Origin of the sequence: Microcoleus sp. Pol14D4 (assembly GCF_036701245.1) — a bacterium.
Taxonomy (GTDB): domain Bacteria; phylum Cyanobacteriota; class Cyanobacteriia; order Cyanobacteriales; family Microcoleaceae; genus Microcoleus.
Genome location: NZ_JAUBQM010000086.1, coordinates 1 through 21,881, shown reverse-complemented (window position 1 = coordinate 21,881; position 21,881 = coordinate 1). Strand labels below are relative to the sequence as shown.

The 21,881-nt window shown below is 47.0% G+C and carries 23 protein-coding genes; 13 read left to right on the top strand and 10 right to left on the bottom strand.

All coding sequences use genetic code 11. The features are described 5' to 3' along the window. Nucleotides 1–134 precede the first annotated feature (134 nt). Both QUA33_RS23625 and ggt read right to left on the bottom strand, forming a co-directional pair. Complete coding sequence (locus QUA33_RS23625; RefSeq protein ID WP_445243278.1) at nt 135–1,013, bottom strand: choice-of-anchor L domain-containing protein; 879 nt, start codon at nt 1,011–1,013, stop codon at nt 135–137. Nucleotides 1,014–1,504: 491 nt separating this feature from the next. Continuing rightward, on the bottom strand, nt 1,505–3,235 hold the full coding sequence (gene ggt, locus QUA33_RS23620; protein WP_333151658.1) for a gamma-glutamyltransferase: 1,731 nt from the start codon (nt 3,233–3,235) through the stop codon (nt 1,505–1,507). Nucleotides 3,236–4,142: 907 nt separating this feature from the next. On the opposite strand from ggt, the gene QUA33_RS23615 reads away from it, so the two are divergent. From QUA33_RS23615 to QUA33_RS23605, 3 genes are all read left to right on the top strand, one after another. After that, entirely contained in the window at nt 4,143–5,234 is a 1,092-nt protein-coding gene (locus QUA33_RS23615) for a glycosyltransferase family 2 protein (RefSeq protein ID WP_333151656.1), read from the top strand. A gap of 27 nt (nt 5,235–5,261) precedes the next feature. After that, nucleotides 5,262–5,558: a hypothetical protein gene (locus tag QUA33_RS23610; RefSeq protein WP_333151654.1), complete on the top strand. Its 297-nt coding sequence runs from the start codon at nt 5,262–5,264 to the stop codon at nt 5,556–5,558. Between the two features lie 155 nt (nt 5,559–5,713). Continuing rightward, complete coding sequence (locus QUA33_RS23605) at nt 5,714–6,481, top strand: DUF1350 family protein (protein ID WP_333151652.1); 768 nt, start codon at nt 5,714–5,716, stop codon at nt 6,479–6,481. A gap of 15 nt (nt 6,482–6,496) precedes the next feature. On the opposite strand, the gene QUA33_RS23600 is transcribed toward QUA33_RS23605, so the two are convergent. After that, nucleotides 6,497–7,015, bottom strand: coding sequence for an anti-sigma regulatory factor (locus QUA33_RS23600; RefSeq protein WP_333151650.1), 519 nt, complete (start codon nt 7,013–7,015; stop codon nt 6,497–6,499). A gap of 416 nt (nt 7,016–7,431) precedes the next feature. Between QUA33_RS23600 and QUA33_RS23595 the strand changes: the two genes are divergently transcribed. After that, a complete protein-coding gene (locus tag QUA33_RS23595) occupies nt 7,432–8,568 on the top strand; it encodes a PP2C family protein-serine/threonine phosphatase (protein WP_006632014.1) in 1,137 nt (378 codons plus the stop codon). A gap of 56 nt (nt 8,569–8,624) precedes the next feature. On the opposite strand, the gene QUA33_RS23590 is transcribed toward QUA33_RS23595, so the two are convergent. The 4 genes from QUA33_RS23590 to QUA33_RS23575 form a co-directional block, all read right to left on the bottom strand. After that, nucleotides 8,625–8,951: an STAS domain-containing protein gene (locus QUA33_RS23590; RefSeq protein WP_041623653.1), complete on the bottom strand. Its 327-nt coding sequence runs from the start codon at nt 8,949–8,951 to the stop codon at nt 8,625–8,627. A 239-nt stretch (nt 8,952–9,190) separates the two neighbouring features. Beyond that, nucleotides 9,191–9,895 carry a helix-turn-helix domain-containing protein gene (locus QUA33_RS23585; RefSeq protein WP_333151647.1) on the bottom strand — a complete coding sequence of 235 codons (705 nt, stop codon included), beginning with the start codon at nt 9,893–9,895 and terminating at the stop codon, nt 9,191–9,193. A 44-nt stretch (nt 9,896–9,939) separates the two neighbouring features. Continuing rightward, entirely contained in the window at nt 9,940–10,485 is a 546-nt protein-coding gene (gene dps / locus QUA33_RS23580) for a DNA starvation/stationary phase protection protein Dps (protein ID WP_333151645.1), read from the bottom strand. A gap of 98 nt (nt 10,486–10,583) precedes the next feature. Then, nucleotides 10,584–10,844, bottom strand: a complete 261-nt coding sequence (locus QUA33_RS23575) for a sulfiredoxin (protein ID WP_190656154.1) — start codon at nt 10,842–10,844, stop codon at nt 10,584–10,586. 63 nt (nt 10,845–10,907) lie between these two features. On the opposite strand from QUA33_RS23575, the gene QUA33_RS23570 reads away from it, so the two are divergent. From QUA33_RS23570 to QUA33_RS23560, 3 genes are all read left to right on the top strand, one after another. After that, the gene (locus QUA33_RS23570) at nt 10,908–11,039 is read left to right on the top strand and encodes a hypothetical protein (RefSeq protein WP_333151642.1); all 132 of its coding nucleotides are present in this window, start codon (nt 10,908–10,910) and stop codon (nt 11,037–11,039) included. A gap of 133 nt (nt 11,040–11,172) precedes the next feature. Further along, complete coding sequence (locus tag QUA33_RS23565; RefSeq protein ID WP_333151640.1) at nt 11,173–11,640, top strand: type I restriction enzyme HsdR N-terminal domain-containing protein; 468 nt, start codon at nt 11,173–11,175, stop codon at nt 11,638–11,640. Further along, the gene (locus QUA33_RS23560; protein ID WP_333151639.1) at nt 11,637–12,308 is read left to right on the top strand and encodes a hypothetical protein; all 672 of its coding nucleotides are present in this window, start codon (nt 11,637–11,639) and stop codon (nt 12,306–12,308) included. Before QUA33_RS23565 ends, QUA33_RS23560 begins: the two co-directional genes overlap by 4 nt. A gap of 76 nt (nt 12,309–12,384) precedes the next feature. Here the strand turns inward: QUA33_RS23560 and QUA33_RS23555 are convergent, their stop codons facing one another. Continuing rightward, a complete protein-coding gene (locus QUA33_RS23555; protein ID WP_333151638.1) occupies nt 12,385–13,008 on the bottom strand; it encodes a DUF1345 domain-containing protein in 624 nt (207 codons plus the stop codon). A 253-nt stretch (nt 13,009–13,261) separates the two neighbouring features. Here QUA33_RS23555 and QUA33_RS23550 point away from each other — a divergent pair, with 253 nt between their 5' ends. The 5 genes from QUA33_RS23550 (at nt 13,262) to QUA33_RS23530 (ending at nt 20,271) form a co-directional block, all read left to right on the top strand. Then, nucleotides 13,262–13,516 (top strand): hypothetical protein, encoded by a 255-nt coding sequence (locus QUA33_RS23550; protein ID WP_333151636.1) that lies wholly within the window; start codon nt 13,262–13,264, stop codon nt 13,514–13,516. 82 nt (nt 13,517–13,598) lie between these two features. Further along, nucleotides 13,599–14,660 carry an Hpt domain-containing protein gene (locus tag QUA33_RS23545; RefSeq protein WP_333151634.1) on the top strand — a complete coding sequence of 354 codons (1,062 nt, stop codon included), beginning with the start codon at nt 13,599–13,601 and terminating at the stop codon, nt 14,658–14,660. A gap of 229 nt (nt 14,661–14,889) precedes the next feature. After that, a complete protein-coding gene (locus tag QUA33_RS23540) occupies nt 14,890–15,354 on the top strand; it encodes a Fur family transcriptional regulator (RefSeq protein WP_333151632.1) in 465 nt (154 codons plus the stop codon). Nucleotides 15,355–16,078: 724 nt separating this feature from the next. Next, entirely contained in the window at nt 16,079–18,295 is a 2,217-nt protein-coding gene (locus QUA33_RS23535; RefSeq protein WP_333151631.1) for a hypothetical protein, read from the top strand. 47 nt (nt 18,296–18,342) lie between these two features. Continuing rightward, nucleotides 18,343–20,271 carry a DUF3685 domain-containing protein gene (locus QUA33_RS23530; RefSeq protein WP_333151629.1) on the top strand — a complete coding sequence of 643 codons (1,929 nt, stop codon included), beginning with the start codon at nt 18,343–18,345 and terminating at the stop codon, nt 20,269–20,271. A gap of 44 nt (nt 20,272–20,315) precedes the next feature. Here the strand turns inward: QUA33_RS23530 and QUA33_RS23525 are convergent, their stop codons facing one another. Next, nucleotides 20,316–20,966, bottom strand: a complete 651-nt coding sequence (locus QUA33_RS23525) for a hypothetical protein (RefSeq protein ID WP_333151627.1) — start codon at nt 20,964–20,966, stop codon at nt 20,316–20,318. Between the two features lie 89 nt (nt 20,967–21,055). On the opposite strand from QUA33_RS23525, the gene QUA33_RS23520 reads away from it, so the two are divergent. Further along, the gene (locus QUA33_RS23520) at nt 21,056–21,325 is read left to right on the top strand and encodes a DUF6932 family protein (RefSeq protein WP_333151625.1); all 270 of its coding nucleotides are present in this window, start codon (nt 21,056–21,058) and stop codon (nt 21,323–21,325) included. A 165-nt stretch (nt 21,326–21,490) separates the two neighbouring features. On the opposite strand, the gene QUA33_RS23515 is transcribed toward QUA33_RS23520, so the two are convergent. Next, on the bottom strand, nt 21,491–21,881 hold a 391-nt coding region (locus QUA33_RS23515; RefSeq protein ID WP_333151623.1), incomplete at its 5' end, for an imm11 family protein.

Below are 21,881 nucleotides of genomic sequence, written 5' to 3'. Positions count from 1 at the left end.
TTTCACTTCTTCCGACTTCCATCGGACTAGCATCCGTTACATCCTCAGAAAGCGAATCCGTTCCCGAACTTCCTTCTTCCTTCTATCGTTGACATCCCGTACATTGCTCGTTGCCGAACTTCTTCCTTCCGTTATTAATTACTTCCGCCACGGCGATTGCGTAACTTTCGTCCAGCAGCCAGCATAGCGCTTCCCGCCATCAAACCTCCCACAGTCATTGGCTCGGGAACCGGCTCAGGTTGGACCGTCCCCACAGAACCGCTTTTAATAAATACAGCAGAATCTAACTTGCCATCGCCCATATCTTTAATGCGGATACTGAGAACATTCGTCTGATTTTTCTTGAGCAAACCCTCAAAACCTAAAACCTTAGTAAAACCGTCCAGCTTAATGATGTTAGCAGCAATACCTGTGAAACTTGGGTTGTCAATATAGTCGGGGTGATCTTTAGAGCGATTATATGGATCGGGAACAAGATTATTAATCGTAACTGTTTTTCCGTCGCTCAATTTTGCCAAATTAATGCCGTTCAGCAGCAGTTCAAAATCGTCATTATATTTAGAACCGCCGAACTCAGGAAACTCCTCAGAAGCAAATACATATTGAAAGAACAACTTTTCAACCGTGCTATTAGCAAAAAAGCTGAGGTTTAGCTGAGTCAGATCCCCCTGTTCACCATTAGGACCAAAGTCCGTGCTTAAATCGCTGTCCTTTGTCGTGAAGTTATCTTTCCGATTCTGACCCGGTATATCGCCGACTCTACCAGTGCTCAGAACAACACCTGATGTCAAACCGAAGGGGTCATTAGTGAAAGTACCAAAAGCAGCCGAATTACCCGTGATTGAAACAGAGAAATTACTCAACCCGGCTGTATTAGCCCCCAATAAATTATTTTTTAAATTTTCAGTGTTATTAGTTGCCCCTACCGAAAATGCCATTGCTGGCGCTGTCAACAAACTCAGAGCAGTAGTTAATGTAGCTGTTAAGGCAGCAATTTTGTGAGTAATTATCATAATTTTTTCCTGGAAGATACAAACCTTATCCTATCCACAACTTAATTTTTACATTATATAACTATTAATGTCTAGTGCCTTTACCATAACTTTACACGTAAGTGAATATACGCTTTTGGTGATTATTTGTTTTGGTAAATGTTGGTAGTTAGTCACCCAATAAACCTCAGCGCAAAAATAGGGATGCAAAAATAAACGTACATAGACGAATAATTTCAGGACTTAGGCACGGGAGACAAAAGAAACCGGGTTCTAATACCGTTTGCGAGATCCCAAATGACTAATGACTAATGACTAATAGCTAATGACTCAGGAAAGATGACCTCGCCCAAAAAACGTATACAAGCGCCCGATTCCTGTCCTAGAGATATCAAAATTTTTGACCATAGTTCAACATTTCAGGTTCATCTGTGGAGTAAATCTCAAATCGTTGAGTCACCGAAGTCTCGCTCCCCTCTAAAATCTAAAATCTCTAATCGACTGACTGTTGACTAAAATCCCCTTGCTTCTCCTTCCCCGCGCCGATCGGCAGCCCCTTCCAACCAACCGTCTGCAGTCAGGACGATCGCATTGGCATTGCCCCAGTCGTCACGTTCGGAAATCAGGTGTCCCCGCCGCCGCAACTCCGAAAGCGTCGCAGTCTCAAAACCTCCCCGTTCCACCATCAGGCGATCCGGTTGCCACTGGTGGTGTACGCGAGGTGCAGACACAGCATCGCCGACTTTCATGTCGTAAACCAATACGTTCAGTACAATTTGCAGCACCGTGGTAATAATCGTGCTGCCTCCGGGAGCTCCCGCAGCAAGGCGAAATTTGCCATTTTCTGTCACGATGACCGGCGTCATGCTGGATAAAGGAGTTTTGTCCGGGGCGATCGAATTTGCCTCCCCGCTCACCAAACCAGACGACAAATTAGGCACTCCCGGCGCCGCTGCAAAATCATCCATCTCGTTGTTGAGCAAAATTCCCGTACCCGCGGCCACGGCTCCAGCCCCAAAACCCCCATTCACCGTAAACGTTAAGCTGACTACGTTGCGCTCTTCGTCGACTACCGTCAGGTGAGTAGTTTCGGGAGACTCCCACAGCAGACGATTCAAAGTTTCAGCGTCAACAGCCTTTACCTCGCTAGAGGGTCTGGCTTTTGACATCTGGATTTGCGATCGTCTCAATTTGGCATAATTGCTGCTAGTCAAAGCTTTGACCGGTACACTCACAAAATCCGGGTCGCCCAGATACTCAGCCCGGTCAGCATAAGCAATCCTCATGCTCTCCGCCAGCAAGTGCAAAGTATCTGGACTCTGCCTCCCCAACATCTTGAGATCCGAATCTCCCAGAATATTTAAGATTTGCAACAAATGAACGCCGCCGGAAGAAGGAGGGGACATCGCGCAAATTTCGTAAGTGCGAAAGTTGCCACAAACCGGATTTCTCCAAATCGGCGTATAGTTTTTCAAATCTTCGAGAGTGATAATGCCGCCGTTTTTAGCCATATCGGCGGCGATCGCCCGCGCAATGTCCCCGGTATAAAAACTCTGCGGATTTTGTGCAATCTGCCGCAAAGTCCGCGCCAAATCCCGCTGCACCAAAAGCTCACCAGGCTGGTATAAAATGCCACCACGAGTAAAAACCTCCCGCGCCGCCCGGTTTTTTTTGAACACATCCTGTCGTCGCCCGGTAGCCGTGGTAAACCGCGAACTTACTGGAAAGCCATTTTCCGCCAGGGCGATCGCCGGCGCCACCACCGCAGCCCAAGGCAACTTACCATACTCGCGGTGCACCGTATAAAGTCCAGCAACAGTACCCGGAATACCAGCCGCCAAATGCCCGTCCCGACTTGCCCTTGGGCGCACCTTACCTTGCTTGTCGAGGTACATATCCCGCGCCGCCCGTTTCGGAGCTCGTTCCCGGAAATCCAGCGCTTGCACAGTCCCCGTTTCGGCCCGCCGCAGGAGCAAAAAACCCCCCCCGCCGATACCCGCCGAAAAAGGCTCCACCACCGAAATCGCCAAAGCCGTAGCAGCCGCCGCATCCACTGCATTGCCTCCCTGTTGTAGCAGGGCCAGCCCCGCAGCGCTCGCCAGAGGGTGAGCTGAAACTGCCATGCCCTGTTTGCTGCGCTGCTGCTGCAAGGTTGGGTGTAGCTGTTGCTGGCAGCCGCCCAACACCAAGACTGTTAGGCAACAAGTATAAATTTGCACTTTGCTCAAGAACTTTGGCAACATTTTTTACGGATGAGGCGAGGATTTTTTATAGTATACTTTTAGAAGCATCTTCCCTAACACCTAGCGGTACTGAGTTCAACCGCAAATAAATTACCTGTTATGCCAGATGGGGAAACGATTTGACCCTGGGAACCTCTCGCGGTACAAGAGGAATAGAGAAAAGAGGGACACATTATGGCAATTTAATAATTAAACAAGTTGAAAAAAGTATCTTTTTTGAAAAGCTAGTGATTTCAAAAAAGCTGATAATCGGCGAGAAACTGCATTGCTGATTTACGATAGGAAATGCTAAAGAGGCAAATTAGAGAAACCAATATTCACAAATATTCTGAATTTTAAAATTATTTTTTTTCCTAGTCTGATTAAGCATCCCCAGTAAATGAAACCTCAAAAATAATTAACTCACACTTTTAGGTGATTGCTATGGTAATGCCACACATAGCAGACTTAGCAGATCAGTTTTTTGGAAGTTGTTCTACTGATGAGTTAATCAATAAAACAGGTTTGTGGTCAGGACTTTGACCTCAGTCCCACGCCAGGGGGGGTAGGAGAAAAAATTTTACGATCGCCGATTAACTGACATCGATCTGAGTCAGAAAGTAGGTTTTTTAGTAGATATCTAATTCTCAAGCCAATAATTTTGGGTGAGGCCCAGTTTTTCTGGGTAAGCGGTATTAAAGCAAAAAGATGCGATCGACTTTAGGAAAATTCCAATCCCCCTACCAAACCCTAAATGCCTAGCAACCGAGGTCTGTGTCAGAAAAATTGCCTCCCAAATAGTCTGCACTCCGTCTTTTAACGGCTTTCCCCCCTTATGGTAGATAACACTGACCTCGGTAAACCTGTTATATTGGCAGTATGTAGGCAAGTTTCCTGGCTACAGGTACTTGCAGGTAAATGAGCTAGAGTGTCTGCTGAGAGACTATACTTCGGCGAACAACTACCAAACCACACCTTAATGCAAGTTATGAACAGCCAAAAAGTTAGTGTAATCATTCCTGCATTCAATGCTGCCGACACTCTGGCCGAGACAGTTGCCTCCGTACTCAATAACACCCACAAGAATCTCGAAATTTTAATTGTTGATGACTTTTCTACTGATGCTACTGACAAAGTTGCTGCTAAGCTAGTCGAGCAAGATTCGAGAATTCAATACTTCAGAAATCCCCAGAATTACGGGGTTTCTAAGTCGAGAAATTTAATGATAGATCGCGCCACAGGCGAATATGTAGCGTTTATCGACAGCGACGATACCTGGGAACCCAATAAGTTAGAAGTTTGTTTGAAGATGCTCGCAGACAATCCCGAAGTCAAAGCTGTGGCTCACGCTTTGCGATATTTAGACAAGCACGGTAAAAAGTTGAGTTATATTCCCACCTATCCTACAACTAAAGCAGAAATGCAGGCGATTAAGGAGACAGGCGAAAGTCCTTGGGTTTTCCCGTCTTCTGTTGTAGTTTATCGCTCCATTATTCTCAAGGAAGGCGGGTTTGCAGAAGATTGGCAGGTAGGAGAAGATACAGAGTTATTTACCAAACTTGCTCAAAAATATGGCTTGCTAGCGGCGACAGAACCGTTGGGAAATTATCGAATTAGAGGGAACTCTCTCACAGATAAGCATTGGCTGAAAAAGCGTATAGCTTCTGATTGTGTCAAGGAAAACCAACTGCGGCGCTTGCGGGGAGAAAAAGAGTTATCACTCCACGAGTACGAACAGTTATGTTTTAAGAATTTGCCGCTTTTGCAAAGGCTTAACAAATTTCGAGAAGTTTTGGCACTGCACTACATGAGAAAGTTGGGACAAAGTTGGTTAAATCGGGAGGTTTTGCCGACTCTTGTTTACGGCGTGGCTACCACAGTGCTCAATCCTCAAGCTACTGTGCACAAGTGGAAATGGATGAAGGCTCACGAAAAGTTGAGTCATCAAACGGCAGAAGGTATGGGTCATTCGCCAGAATTAAACCCCCAGCGATCGTCTGAAATCGGGGGGCTGTCCTAAAGGATGTGACAGTTGTATGCGGGTTTAGTGAAGAAATTAGGTGCTGCCAATCAAGCCGAATCGAAGCCGATCGCCCAGAGACTGGTTAATACGCGATATTGGGGTTGGGAGCCGTATTTGACTGTTAATATCCTGTCTGGTCAATTACCCGCAATACCAGCTACAGTGGCTTGCAGCCGTGCGATGGGACACGATATACAATTCTTTGAAAGCCACCAGCCGATGTCAGCCTTGATTTATTCGGCCGCCAGCTTCAACCCTATACAGCGTGCAAATAGCAGCGTGCGCCGATCGTTCTATTTGCTGCGAAAACAGTTACACTAAATATCATAATATAAGTAAAGAGCAAAGTTGATTGAATGAAAAAATGGGTAGCAAGCGCTTTTTTACTACATAAAATAAAAACAAAAATTTAGAAAAAATTCTGCTTTCTCCCTTCAGAAGAAGCTCGCCTTTTTATTTGGAATTAGATTGAATTTATGGACTGGCAAGAAATTTCGGGCAATTGGGTATTAATTCCTTCAAGACCGATCGCGATCGTACATTTTCTCGGCGGTGCATTTGTGGCGACAGCACCCCAACTCACCTATCGCTGGCTGTTAGAGGCTTTGGGGAACCAAGGATATCTTGTAGTAGCAACGCCGTTTGTCAATACTTTGGATCATATTGCGATCGCCCGCGATGTTCTCAACAAATTTGAAAATGCCCTCGATCGCCTGCGCGGCACTAAATTGCTCAAATCTTCCTATCTCCCCATTTACGGGATGGGACACAGCATGGGATGCAAACTGCACTTGCTGATCGGTTCTGTATTTGACGTAGAAAGGGCAGGCAATATTCTGATTTCTTTCAACAATTATGCGGCATCCGAAGCAATCCCGATCGTCGAGCAAATTTCCCCCGTCTTTAACGTCGAGTTTACCCCTTCCCCACAAGAGACTAATCGCCTCGTCCAAGATAGCTATCAAATCCGGCGCAATCTTTTAGTCAAATTTAACGGCGACAACATCGACCAAACTCTGCTTTTGACCAAACTGCTAAAAGCACGATTTCCGGACATGATTACCGTTCAGACTCTAGCGGGCAACCATCAAACGCCCTTGGGCCAAGATGTTAGCTGGCCTGTGGGTCAAATTTTTACGCCCTTCGATGCGATCGGGCAGTGGGTCAAACAAGAAGTGTATCGAGAATTAAATGAATTAAAACGGACAATTCTGCTGTGGCTGAATCCGATGTCCCGCGTTTAAAACCCGATGAACCCATTAATCAGAAATTTCCTCTACCACTTCCAAAATATCATCTTCATTGTTGGGCCTTGAGACAGGAGTATAATTTTTGACGATCGACAAACAGTTCCGTCCATCAGCCGTTCTCACATAACTAATACTGTCTGCGATGTCTTTAATCAATTTTAGACCCCGCCCGCCCGGAGAGTGAATATCGACTTTTTCCGAAATATCTTTGATTTTTTTCTCTAAATCAAACGGATCGCCCGAGTCCCAAATTTTAATCTCTAAAGATTCAGCGAACACTGCCACCTGAATGTCAACAGGCAAATCCGCTGGTTTGCCCTTATGGGCGTGACGCACCGCATTCGTAAAGCCCTCAGCCAAAGCTAACTGGCACCGTATCCACACACTTGTAGGAATTCGCGAGTCGTACAATTGTGCAAACCACGACAAAACCCAGCTTAATCCGTTCAGACCTGTATTGACTTGAAGATCCGCTTTTTTTAGCATCGGCAACTTTTCGGAACCCTTTAATTCAATCACGCTCACCACAGAAGTTCTTCATCGGCCGGTGGGCAAAATACAACTAGATAAAATACAACGAGACAAAGTATAACGGCGGCAAAATAGAGTGGTACTTTGAGGATACTAGCTTTGGTGGGCTGTCGATCAATGTCTAATCCACTAATCGGTTAGTCACTATACCATAAATAGCACTTCCGTGTCAACCAGCGCCTGTGGCAAATAAAAGTCTATAAAAATTTATATTCTGAGTATAAACTGAGTGAAGTTCGATCGCGCCAAATTTCTATCAAATTTTAACGTAAATTGAACTCAACGACCCGCCGTCAAAAGCAATTACCTCAAAGCGATGTCAATAAACTATACTCAATCTCAGACAAGGGCGCTGACAGGATATATTTTAAATGACCCCCAGACCTTGAAAAACTTGTAGTACCTAAGTGCCCATGTTTCAAATTCTGGTTATTGACGATGATACGGCTGTTCAGGAACTGCTGAGAAGAACCCTGAAAAAACAGGGTTACGAAGTAACAGTAGCAAGTAATGGCGAAGACGGTGTAGCCCAGGCGCAAAAATTGCGTCCGGCCCTGATAATTTGCGATTGGATCATGCCGCGCTTGACGGGCATAGATGTCTGTCGTCGAGTTAAGGCAGATCCGGATCTGTCAACTACACAATTCTTTTTGTTGACTTCTTTGGGTTCGATCGCCGATCGAGTCAAAGGCCTCGACGCCGGTGCCGACGATTTTATCTCGAAGCCGATCGAACTGAACGAATTACAGGCGAGAGTACGCGCCGGATTGCGGCTGCACCAACTCAGCCGAGATTTGAAAATTGCCAAGCAAAGTCTGGAAGCAGAGTTAGCAGAGGCGGCCGAGTACGTGCAGTCGCTGCTGCCAGATCCGATGACGGAACCTTTTAGCATCGAGGCAAAATTCATTCCCTCCCGGCAGTTGGGGGGAGATTGCTTCGACTACAACTGGCTAGATGCCGATTATTTGGCGATTTACTTGCTCGACGTAGCCGGTCACGGTTTGCGAGCGGCGCTGCCTTCGGTAGCCGTGCTGAATTTGCTGCGATCGCGCACGCTCCCCAACATAGACTACTACAAACCCAGCGACGTTTTGCGCGCCCTGAACACCACCTTCCAGATGAGCTACCAAAATGACAAGTATTTCACCATCTGGTACGGCGTTTACAACCGCATTTCTCGCCAGCTAGTTTATGCCAGCGCCGGCCATCCACCAGCCGTGTTGATTTCCCAGTCCCCTGCGAGCACCGCTAAAATCCAGCGATTAAAAACCCCCGGAATGCCGGTCGGGATGTTCCCTGACGCCCCCTATGTCGATAATTGCTGCGATGTCGAGGATTTGAGCACTCTCTACATCTTTAGCGACGGGGTATACGAGATCCACCAACCTGACGGCAATATCTGGGGGCTTGACCCTTTCGTAGATTTGTTAGCAGCTTACAACGGTGCAAGTGCCGACCAGTTAGAGCTGGTTTTGAACTACATTCAAAAGTTGAACGCTAAAGCAGTTTTTGATGATGATTGGTCTTTACTCAAGGTAAACTTTGGCTAGCTGACTTCTTGCAGTGCATCTGTGACCAAATAGCAAAAAGGCAGCAGCCCAAAGATTTAGTTAGTTGAGAGAATTTTGCTATTAAAAGCATCGCGGGTCTGAAATATCTCGAAAACTCGATCCATGCTGGTGAGTTCAAATAAGATGCGGATTTGCTCGTTGATAGAACAGACAACTAATTGACTCCCAGCGGCCCGGACTGTTTTGAGCGCCAAGACTAAAGCGCCTAAACCAGAACTATCCATAAATGTCACATCAGTGAAGTCTATCAATACCACATCGGCTCCCGCTTCCACTAGGTCGCTAATCTCTTGGCGGAATTGACTTGCCTTGGTGCCGTCTAAAATGCCAGAGGGCTGAATAATTTTAACTACAGGACTCATATTTTGCGGTGGGAATGTCAGAATTTCTAGCCAGACTAGGCTAGTATAGCTGCGAGATGGACTCCGATCCAACTAAGAGAGGGGGAAAGTGCCAAAGCCTGAAAGCGGGAGAATAGTTTGGAGTGCAAAAGATGGTGTTCGTCGCGGATCGTAACGCCGATCGCAGTCGCAGCGCTTCGCCGGGAGTGAATTTTGAGAGAGGGACAATCTTTGTTCTGCCGAATGCCTTCAGGTATTAATCAAACTGGGCTAACTTTGGCGCGGTAGAGGAGTTTGTCGCCTTGTTTGTAGCCTGTGTAGCGGACTTTGACGGGTTCTCCGGGTTCGGCTGTTCCTTCCATTAGCTGGTGCTGTTGGGGGTTGTAGGGAATCTCGGCTCCGACTGGGGCGATCGACTCCACTCCCCAATGCTCCAATAACTGCTCGACGGGCCGCAGCAAGGGCAGTAGTTTCTGAGCCCGCAAGTTGTGATTTTCCTGAGCTTTGCTCGCTGCAGTCGGCCACTGCAACATCCAAGATTCTAAAATTTGCACGCTAGATAGCTGGAATTCCTGCATCAAAGATTCTCGCTGCTGTTCGATCGAAGCTTGCAAGCGCTGATATTCTTGTTCTAGGGCTGTCGGTGGTGCCTTTTCTAACTCTACATAGTTTGGCGCCAAGGTTGCGAGCAGTTCCGTTAAGGAAATTTGCAAAGCTTGACTGATTTTGAGCAGGATGTCGGCTCGGGTTTGCAAAGCTAAGCCGCGACGCAGGCGACTTAGCTGGATCTCGGAAACTCCTGCTTTTTGGCTGAGTTCTCGATCGCTCGAAAGCCCCGCCTGTTCCATCAGGCGTTGCAGTTGAGGAGCATAATCTGGAATATTGGCAGTCACGAAAAACTCATCCAAATTAATAAATGGACATATTCTCGATCGTAAACTGTCACGAGCCTTAAGGAAATACATCTGTGGGGCGGGCTCGGGCGCCCACCCCACAACTTTTTTTGTTGCTATTTGACGGCAACTTTTTCGGTGGCTGTTGCAGTTGTCGCAGAACCTTGCAAATGCGCTTCTAGGAACCACAAACGCTTGTCAATTGCCCGCGAAATTTCGGTGTACAGATCCGCTGTATCGGCATCGCCGAGTTCGCCTGTTTTGTCGATGGCGACTCGCAGGTGTTTGGCATAGGGTGCGTAGCGATCGGCCAAAGCCGTCACGTATTCTTTGCCGTCTAAAATGTCGAAAGGAAATTCTGGCAAAATCGAATCAGCAGCCGCAGTGCGGGCTGTTCCTACAGCCAAACCGCCCAAAGCTGTGACCCGTTCGGCAACCAAATCAATGTATTCTTCGAGTTCTGTTGCCATTTCGTCAAACAGCAAGTGCAACTGGTAGAAGTCCATGCCTTTGACGTTCCAGTGAGCTTGCTTGACTTGAGTTTTTAAGTCCAGAGTCGTTGCCAGCGTGGCGTTGAGCAGCCCTACTACTTGAGAGCGGGTGGCGGCTGACATATCGATCCGGGTGGGGTAAAGATGTTGTTTGTGGTTGTTGGCAGTCATAAGTTTTTACCTTGTTATTAGTTGTGATTGTCGATCGAATATCTTAGAAAGGTTTGGGCGATCGAATGTTTGCCTGTCGTGAATTTCTATTGAGAGGCTCAGGCTAAGTGCATCTGCAACACGGCACGGGTAGCTCGGCGTACTTTACAGCGGATAGTTTCTAAACCGAGACGCTGGCAAGCTTCGTACCGGTGGCAGCCGGAAAATCCGTAATACTGACCATCTACTTCTAGCACGTCGATGGGTTCGTTTAAACCTACCTCGCGGATTGATTCCATGAGGGCGGCGACTTTGGTTTGGTCGTTGACTCGCGGCAGGGGGCGGCGAATCTGGTTGAGAGGAATTTCTTCTATCCTCATGGCGGCTCTCTTTTTTGCTTCTTCTTAAATCATACTCGTAATGACTTCGTTTTAGCAACAAATATGTCAGGAAATTTTGAGATGGGCAGAACGGGGGCGCGCGATCGTCTGTTTGGTGTAGTGTCGGGGGATCGAGGGCTAGAGGCTGTGGGTGAAGAAATCAGCATTAAAATTTCTGTCCCATCAACTTGGTAGCTCAATTGATTGTCCGTGTATTGACGTTTAAATGACCTAATTAGAATGCCCTCAAGTTATAATTTTGTTACGCAAAGCCTAGGCTAGTCGTTGATTTACTGCATCGCCAATAAATTTGCTGCGATATAATGCCATGATAAAAACATCCCAACCAGATATTGTTGTGACAAGCCAAGATGGGGAATATTTGATGATCGTTGAGGTAAAGCTGAAAGACATCAGTATCAACGCTCAACTTATTGCACAGCTTAAACACACTATGGCATCTATTGGTTGTTCAGTTGGACTTGTCGTAACTGGTGAGCGTGTGATTCTCCTCCGCGACTCCTTAGAGAAGTATAATGGTGAGTCAATTGATGTAGTTGGTGAAGCGAAACTTCCAGATTCTTTGCTACCACCTGCAGATGAACAATGGAAAGCAAACCCTGGTATGGAGTTTGAATCGCGAGTTCAGCGATGGCTTGAGAAACTGAAGCTGACTGCTAGTATGGACAACTTCCCAAATGATTTAAGAAACCTACTTGGCGAACCAATAATTAGCCTTCTCCGAATTGGCGAAGTCAGGGCTGCTGGCCCTAGATGGAGTAAGAGTGCAAAGTGAAACCCAAGGCAGTTTTAGTGGAAACAAATTGGGTAGTGGATGTTATTGCTCCAGCACATTTGCAAAGTCCACAGGCTATTCAGTTGCTCCAACGTGCTCAGGCTGGTGAGTTTAAGTTATGTGTGCCTGCAATATGCCTTACAGAAGCACGTGAAACCGTACCTCGAAGGTTTTCCCCACGCTCTCGCTCTGATGATTTACGCAAATTTGTGAGATGGGCAACAGATGAAGGTCGAGTCAGCGCTGAGGATGCCGATGCAGCACGTCGGGTATTTGCTCAATTTGATGGATTAATCGCAAATGAACTGACGAAAGTTTCAGAACGATTGGATGAATTAGCGAAGCATCCTAGTCTCAACGTCTTTCCGCTTTCACAGCCTATGCTGGAGCGCCAAGTATCTATTGGTGCAATGGATGATCTATTCCTTAAGCCGTATGATTTAGCTGTTTTGGCGGCTGTGATAGTTAAATCTGAAGAATTACAGCAAGAGGGGCATCCCTGGGTTGGTTTCTGTGAGCTAGACTCCGATCTTCAACCGTGGGACAAATCCGGTTCCCGGAAACGTGTTCTTAGCGATTTATACGATGATGTCCGAATATTCGTATACCCTAACTTCCTACTAGAAGATGTAAGTGAGCTTCCCGATAGTTGGACTACTTCAATTTAGCAATTACCACCTAAATATTATGAGGATCAAAGTTTCCGCATCATACTCTAAATCATACCGCAGCTACTGAATCCTATCAACTCAATCCAGCAATAATATTGACGCTCATAGCCAGAATAGCGGTGTTAAAAAAGAACGACAGCACGCTGTGAAAAAGCACGAGATACCTCGTGGAACGAGAAGTTATCTGCACGTCTGCGACTTGGCAAGTCATGCCAATACCAAAGGAGAAATATAAAAAATCTTTGTAATCTGGTTCCTCGTCGCCCGGAAAATCCAAACCTCCCGCCTGCAAGTAGCTGCCGTGCTGCTTGCTGCGGTTTTTGTAGTAGCTGCGGGCATAGTGCATGGTGAAGATAGTGTGTACCTGCATCCAAGACCCAACAATTGTTAGGACAGAAAGCCCTAAGTGCAGAAATAGCAAATTTGGGGACAAGCCTTTGGTATCGCGCAGCAGGAAGAAGATGGCTAAAAAGCTGGCAAAAGCGGCTGCTGTAATCGTACTTAAGATTGTTAAGCGGCCAGCATCCAACTGCTGAGCGTGGTGGCGCATCATTTCGGGAGTGCCTTGCAGCATCAGCATCCAAGTCAAAATCAGAAAACTGACCGCGCCCGCGTTCCAAATGCACAGCGTCCGAGTCAGGGGGAGATAGTCAGGCGGTAGCAACACAGCAACTGCCATCGCAAAGAGAAAAGACACAAACACGCGGTGCCGGACGCTCCAGACCCAGTGCATTTTAGATGGGGAAACATTTTTCACAGTAATCTAGTGTAATTTACGCACAGTAAGGGTTAGAAAATCTCAACTACTGCCATCTTCGCAGGAACTCCCAAAAAATAGGTATGAATTAATAACACGCAGCACAGGCAAGATTTTTCATGCCTTTCGATAGATCGATCGACCTCAACCTTCTAGGTACAGTGGGAGAAAAGATAAATTGTGGCTTGAAATTATGGCATCCTCCCAACCCCTCAAAGGCATTGAATTGATCGACTGCGCCAAAGCTAACGCCCAACAAGGAATCGCTACAGCCGCGAAGCTTTGCGGCTACGGAGACGACCTCAACACCTTCGAGCGGGAACTGAAACAGGCTTGCCAAGACATCGGCGTCGAAGTCAAGGAGTTAAGCGACTTGATTACGAATCAGCAGATGATGAAACAAGGAATGGGTATTGAAGTCGCTCCAGATACTCCCTCAGAACTCTAGGCTCAATCTCCACCCCACCAGTTTTAGAGCTAACATTGCCGTGACACCAGTATTTTGAGTCTGCTAGCTGAGGCAGGCTAGAATGTTTTGCATGGGAGCTTCCGACTTTTGGCAGGAGTCGTGTTTTCTCCCGCGAAGAGGGTGCTTTCTGGAGGGTGCTGAGATTGTTAGGAGGACTGTCGTGTCAGATCAGCAAGACCGAATAATGCGTTTGTTTATAGAGGAGGCTAAGGAGCACCTCGATACTCTAGAAAATGGTTTAGTGGATTTAAAGTCCACGATGAAAGACCCCGAAAGCGTCCAAGAGATGTTTCGAGCCGCCCATTCCGTAAAAGGAGGGGCGGCTATGCTTGGCTTAGATAGTATTAAAACAACCGCTCACCGCTTGGAAGATTGTTTTAAGGTGCTCAAGGACGGGCCCGTCAAGCAGGTTGACCAAACGGCAGAATCCCTATTTTTAAAGGGAGTTGATACGCTTAAGGACTTGCTGGGGCGACTGGAGGGGCCTTTCGGCTTGAGGAATGAAGAGGGAGAAAAACTCGTGCAGCAGGTGATGCCTGTTTTTGCTCAACTCGAAACTCACCTCAATAAATTGGCGTCGGGTAAAGTCCAGGCTGCTGCTGGGTCTGGTACACCAGCCGCTCCAACAGCGGGCGCTGTGCCGGCGAATTTTGCTGTTGAAGTGATGAGTTTACTCAAAGAAATGTTGCAGGTGTTCAAGCAGAAAGAATCGGCTGCTAGTCGCTCTGAGTTGACGGCTGTGTGCGTTCGCCTCTATAAGTTGGGAGGTAAAATAGAGACTTGGCAAAATTTAGTAAAAACCGCTAGAGCAGCGATCGTTAATCCCAAAAACTCTTATAAAGTCTTAGCTCCGCTGATTATCAAAGAACTCAAGGAAGCTGGCGATTTAGTACAAGTGGGGAAAGTCAAGACGATCGTTCCGAGTAAAAATTTGCTACTTTTGGCAGCAAGCCCAAAACCAGCAGAGGCAAGCGCCCCAGCAGCCCCAGCCGCAGCGTCGAAGCAAGTAGCACTTCCAGCCGAACCGAAGGCGGTAGTCAAGCTTTTGCTCAAAACTTTCAACAAAAAGCAACTCTCGGAAATTGCCAAGTTACTGGTTAACGCCATCAAATCCTCGAACTAGGAGGTGTTGCAGTAGAAGATAGAGTCAAAGCAATATTTGTGAGGCGGATAATTTTATGGTGGGTGCTGACAACCGCTCGTTGAGCAGCAACTCGAAAAAATTCACTCAGTCGAGATTTTTGCCCTCTACCTTCTACTGTTGGGCAAGCCTGCGTTAGAATTAGTGGATATGTAGGCGTGCAATATTGTACCAGAATTAAAAATCGAGCAGGCTTTATAAGGCGGTAGCTGTGAAACCAATTCGTTCATTAGAAGATGCTTTAAACCGCTGTCAGGCGATGGGAATGCGCTTGAGCCGCCAGCGTCGATTTATTCTAGAACTTTTGTGGGAGGCAAAAGAACACCTCTCCGCTCGCGAAATTTACGATCGCCTCAACCAAAAAGCGCATTCGATCGGTCATACTTCGGTTTATCAAAATCTAGAAGCTTTGTCGAGAGAAGGGATTATTGAGTGCATAGAACGCTCGGAGGGACGCTTGTACGGCAATGTCAGCGACTCTCACTCTCACGTCAATTGTCTTGATACGGCTCAGATTCTAGACGTTCATGTGGAATTGCCGCTCGACTTGATCGAGCAAATCCAACAGCAAACTGGTGTCAGAATTGTAGACTACCGGATAGATTTCTACGGATACCGATCGGCAGAGTCAGCCACCCAGGCATCCAGTGTCAGCGATACGCCAAAGGCTTCGTAACGGATAAAGTCGCGCCTGTTGGAAGCAAAACCGATCTTTGGGCTGGGCCGGTCGTATAAAATGATTTAAGTATTTTGCTGGGTGCGATCGTTTTTTTTGCCGTCGCCAGCCGGAATTCGGCACAATAGAAAAAAAGGAAAATAAAAAAATGAAACTCGATCGGCAAGTTTGGCGATCGGGATTAAAATTTACGATTAAACCAAAAAAATTTAGTTCTACCCGCTACAGCTCAAAGTGTAGAGCAAATCCGGCTTTACTGCCCCTTTATTTTTTAATCCGCTTGGAGTGGAGGATAGTTTGTGTGGGATTGGTTTCAACCGCTGAGTCTGATAAAGGGATTTCTGATCCGGATTTAATATTAGAGCTTAGGTTAATCCCTCCCCTACTCGATCTGCAGAGTGAAATCTCAAATCTCAAATCTCAAATCTCAAATTGATGGACTGACGGGGCTTTACACTGTTTTTTCTGCTAAACGGCCCCGGTATCTGTCAATAACTGTGTGATAACTGGTATGATTTACGTGCTTCGAGAGCCTAAAATACTCGGAAGCAACCAGTGGGGCTGGACACGAACCTCACTATAAAACGCCGTAGAGGGAAAGATGACCAGTACCTTGAAGGAAGTTCTCGATCTCCTTAACAGGAGTCAGAAGCCGACATCATAATCTATAGATTTGATGTGGGAGTGTCGCATTCTAGTGCGCATTACAGGACAGGCTGAAGTAATGGCGAGACGACAATCTGACCAATTCCACACACCACCGCAATACAACCCATCCCCTAAACCGACGGCACAGTTCAGTGCAGAGGTGACAGGTGATGCGAGTTCCTCAGTAACGGCGCTGCCGACCGAGGGAAAAAGAACTTTTTGGCAGTGGCAGCTTATCTGGCTGAGTCTCCTGGTGGGATTTGGAGTAACCGGTGCCGCTGCATTTCTGTGGTTGCTGACGATGCCGCCACCGCCGAATTGCCAGCAACTGTCGCCGCTGGCGGCGGACGGAGAGCGACTTTACTGCGCTCAGCAAGCTGCTAAGTCGGGCAAGCTAGAACAGCTAGAATCGGCAATGGCACTGGTACAGGCTTGGCCGAAAGAACATCCGCTATACTCGCAGGGTCAACATTTGATAGGGGAATGGTCGAAAGCCATTCTAGGATTTGCCAGGGCAAAAATAGAGAGGGGCGATTTGAAGGGTGCTCTGGAGATTGTGGCGAAAATTCCGAAAACCAGTCCGTCTTACCCAGAGGTACAGGAGGCGGTTACTGCTTGGGAAAAAAATTGGCAGGAGGGCCAAAAACTCTACGATACAGCCCTAGCAGCTTTGAAAAGTGAGGATTTAAGGAAAGCCTGGGATTATGCTCAAGCTCTATTTAAGCTGGAAAATATTTTCTGGAGTCAGAAGCGTTACAACGAGCTGATCCAGCAGATTTCTTCGGAAAGAAACGGCTGGCAGCGCTTGCAAGAGGCTAGAGATTTGGCGAAGGACGGAACTCCGCAAAAGTTCGCTGAGGCGATCGTCCTGGCTCGTAAAATAGACTCGCAGCTTTTTGCCCGCGCTAAAGCTGAGAAGGAAATTGAGGGCTGGAGTCGGACTTTGCTGGCAATGGCTACTAAGCGGTTAGGGGCGAAAGACCTGCCGGGGGCGATCGAGGCTGCTTCAGTGGTGCCGCAGGATTCGCCGCTGTTTGCGGAAGCTCAAGATTTGATGCAGTTGGGTAGGGCTCAGGCAGTGACATGGAACCAGTCGATATCAACTCCGCTGCCGCAACACATTTTTAGCTTGCTGGAAGGGCAGGGGGCTGCTAGCCAAATTGCTCCGGGTCGCCCTCTTTACAAGCAAGCTCAAGTTCAAATTGAAAATTTGCAGGTGCAGTTTCAAGATTTGCTGCGTCTGCAAGTGGCGAGCACGATCGCTAGTGTAGGTCAGATAGGAACGTTTGGACTCGCGATCGAGCAAGCGCAAACGATCGGAATTAAGCAGCCACGGCGGGTTCACGCTCAAACTTTGGTGGCTGCTTGGCGTCGGGAAATTCAGCGGATCGAAGACCAATCTTTTCTGACTCTGGCGAAGCAGTTGGCAGAACCGCAAACGGTTGAAGGACTCAAGGGTGGCATGGCTCAGCTACTCCTGATCGCTCAAAACCGCCCCCGCAGGATAGAGGCGCAAACTCTCTTGGCTCAGTGGACGAAACGCATAGAAGTTATTCAAGATCAGCCTTTTTTGGATGAAGCGATCGCCCTGGCGAAGCAAGGAAAACTTAGTGCTGCTATTGAAAAAGCTTCGGCAATTAAGAGCGGTAGGACTTTGTACGCGAAAGCTCAGGATAATGTCTATCAGTGGGTGAGCGAACTGCAAGTTGCTCAAGACAGACCGATTCTGGATCGAGCTGCGGAATTGGCATCTCAAGGCAGTCTAGGAGCGGCGATCGAGACGGCTTCCCAAATCGGTTACGGTAGGGCCCTGTATTCAGAGGCGGCAGGTGCGATCGGGCGCTGGAGTGCTGAACTCAGAGCCAACAGTGCACCGCCGCCGGAACCCGCTCGCGATTACGCGCCGGCTCCGCAACAGGAGTACGCGCCGGCTCCGCAACAGGAGGAGTACGCGCCTCCTCCCCGACAAGAGGAATACGCGCCTCCTCCCGAGCAGGCTCCGGCTCCCGAGCCTTACTATCCCCCCGCGAGCCAAGAGGCCCCGGCTCCCGAACCGGAACCTTACAATCCCCCCGCAAGGGAACCGGAACCTTACTATCCGCCCGCAAGGGAACCGGAACCGGAACCTTACAATCCCCCCGCAAGGGAACCGGAACCTTACTATCCGCCCGCGAGAGAAGAGGCTCCGGCTCCGGCTCCGGAACCTGCTCCTCCGGCTCCGGCTCCGGAACCCGCGCCGCCCTCGATTCCTGAATCGGCTGGGCCTCCTGATGCTAATTTGATCCCCGAATAATGGGGTTTTCGCGCGATCGAGCTCTAAAATCTCCAATCTAAAATCAAGTGAGTAATTTCCAAGTGCTGACGATCGATGGCGACCCCATTTTCCGGCTGGGGCTGCGAGTCGCTTGCGAGCAGTATCCAGACTTGCAAGTTGTCGCAGAGGTTTCAACGGAAACCGAGGCTTTGCGGGTTCTAGAAGCTCGCTCGATAGCCTCTGGAGCAGCCAAGAAGCCCGCAGATTTGGTAATTTTGGCTGTTGAGATCCTAAATTCGCGATCGGGTCAAATAGAGGCGCTGGCATTTTGTCGCGAACTCAAAAGTTTGTATCCCAATCTGCCCCTGTTGCTGCTAGGCTGGCCGCTGACAGCGGAGCTGTTGGCGGAGTTAGAGACGACGGGCGCGAATGGCTATTGTCCTAAAGGTAGAGATATTTCTCTGACAATCGAAGCTATTCGCGCTGTGGCATCTGGTCGCACTTATTGGGCGATGGATGCGGCCGCTAACTCGGAAATAGAACTAAATGCAGCGGTGGTTCAAACATTAGAAAAGTCCGCAGCAATTGCAGATAAAAATGCGGATAATTTGACAATTAATACGCCAGTACACAAAAAAATGCTGGCTTATTTTTGTCATTCTGGACTACGAGAAATAGATGCAACTTTGGCGGTTGTCCAAGCTGATTTGCAAGAGATTAAAGCGGCAGATCCGACAGATTTACCCTCTATTTTAGATGGGCTTGTACTCAGCGGGCGCCGCCGAGAATTGCTGGCAGCTCGCTGGATTGTCAGTCAGTTATTATTTGAAGGAAAAGAAGAGAAGGTATTCGGCAGAAAGCAAAGGGGAGAAGGCGGAGGAGAGAAAGCAGAAATTAGAGGCGAGAATTTGTTAAATAATTCTCAATCGCAATTAGCAAATTCCCAATTTTCGGGTGAATCTTTGGTGGTTGGAACTAATTGGCAAGGTAGCTTGTTTGACTCGGCGGCAGCTAAACTGCAGTTTGATTTGGTGAATTTGACTGGCTTGCCTTTGGAAATCGATATTTTGCGATCGCCCAAAAAGCGTGAATTGATGAGTTCCATCCTGCGGAAGTTAAAGGATTTGCTGGAAGAATTGCGCTTTTCGCAAGTGCAGCAAACTCAATTGTTGTCAAAAATGCCTGCTATCTTACGGAATTTGTGGGAGGCTACAATCATAGATTTTTTTGGCAGATACTATACACTACAAACGAAAGAAAATTTGGTTTTTGATGGCAGTCAAGCAAGCTTCAAACTCGAAGAAAGCCAAGAGGGAAGTGCTGCTTATTTCTTGGCAGGCAGCGGCATAGAAGTTGTGCCGGTGCTGCTGGCAGATGCTGATGTAGTTGCAGCAGAAATCCTTGACAAAATACCGATGACAGTTGATTTTTTTGCACATTTGCTATTTGAAATCCCGCTAACAGTTGACAATATTTCTTGTGTTGCTGGCAGCCCAGAAGCAATGCAGCGAGCTGAAGCTTTGTTGGAAAATTTGGCAATTCAAGTTGCTAGCGGAGTGGTACAGCCTCTACTAAATAATTTGGCAAATATTGAAGAAATCAAGCAATTTTTTTACGATGGTAAGTTGATTTCGACGCGAGAAATTGAGAGATTTCGGAATGATTTGTCGTGGAGATATAGCTGGGATAGATATTTTGTGGAACCGAAAGCTATTTTTGAAAGCAGGTTTTGGCTGTTTGTTTTGGGCGATTCTGGAATTAAGAGAATTTCTATTTATGCTCCGAGAAATCTAGAGTTAGCACAGCTTTCTGGGTGGCAGTTAGCCTTGACTTTGCTGCTGGAAACCAGGGATGCGATCGCACCTAGGGTTCGCGCGGTTATTTCGCTGTTGGGGACTGCTGTTGTTTACGTTTTGACTCAGGTTATAGGGCGGGGAATTGGTTTGATCGGGCGGGGAATTATCCAGGGGATTGGTAATTCTTTGCAAGATAGCAAGTTTGGGAAAAATGGGTAATTAGTTATTGAATTGGATCGGGCATCAAAAGCGATCGCACTTCTTTATTGCCAGTCTACCTCGAACACACCAAACACCCGTTGCTTATAACGTTGCTCTGAATCCAAATTGACTAACTGCCAGTCGATGACTTCTCCATCATTGTTTAAAGACACCTTGGCACCACGTGGATATTTTTCTCCGTTAATCATAAGGGAAGAAGACAGCACAATTAAGCTCGGTCTACCATTGGCATATCGCCACACATCAAACTGCGAACTACAAGGAAATTCCTCAATCAATCGATCTGCATCTAGTGATTCAGAATACTCCAGTAATTCTCCTGTTTCATCAAAAGTCAGACGACTACCCGATCTGTGCAAAACTTTTTTGATTTGGTAATCTGAATCAAGAGACACATTCCACAACTGACCATTTTCATGGAGGTAGAGTATCACATCACTAGCACATGGAATGTCATCTAATATAGTTGTCGAGGAGAGCCAGCAGAGTTTAAGTTGTCCAGAAGAGTAGAAAACAACGCTGCGATTGCCAGCACAGGGAATGCCCTGAACGATCGCATCCTGGGCAAGTATGGCATCATGAACGCAGCCGTCTGAAAAAAGCTCGGCATCTTCCTCTAGAAATTCTATATTATTAATTATCATTCTTTGATTATTACGGCTATAGTCATCTTCAATTACCCATAATAACAAATATCTCCAACTATTAAGCGGTGCTGAGGAAATTAACAGTCATTAAAAATTGACAAGGAAATTGTGTTAAGATATAAAGGTACGAGGGTATGATTCCAGAATTTGATGAGCATGACAACTTGCCACCAGAAGTGTATTGGGCAGAATGGGAAGAGTTCAAAGACAGATTTGGAACAACACCGCTTCGCAGTCGCATGATAAATGGATTGCAAATGGCAATGGAGCAACTAAAAGCAGCAGGATGCAGGACCATTTACATCAATGGTAGCTTTGTTACTAGCAATTCTCCAAATTCTTGCAACAATGATGAGTGTTTGGTTTGTTTACGCTCACTATTGTGCACCGGTGCGTCGCTGTAAGATAGTCGATCTTTTTTAGGATTTAAGGGTGGCGACGCACCCTACAGCTACTCAATATTCTTTTTAGCAAAGGTGAGTGAGGCCTGCGATGATGTTTGCGATGATAGGAAGAGTGCTTTAACTCATCCTATGATAAATGGAAGAGCTGACTACCATTCATACTTATCAGTAAGCTTCTGAAGGGTCTATAAATTTTACGCCTGTAGCACCCGCTTCAGTTATTTTATCTGCAATAAATCTGTCGATGATAAGAAATCCAACTTCTCCTACTATGAACACTTTGTATTTTGATGTATCTACAGGTAGTAAAGAAAATTTTCTTATGGAATCTATATATCTAGCTCCACTGGACTGTATTTGATGAGACTTATATTCTGAATTTTCAAAATCAAAGCAGTCTAACTCATCAAGAATGTGCATAAGGAAATAACTTTTTTCTAAATATTCTTCGCCTTCATAAATAACTGTAACTGGGAAAAACCTGGGGGGGTGACAAAAAGGTCTACGAGATAGACTGTATAAGGGTTGCGGCCCGCATACCTTGTTGATAAAAGCG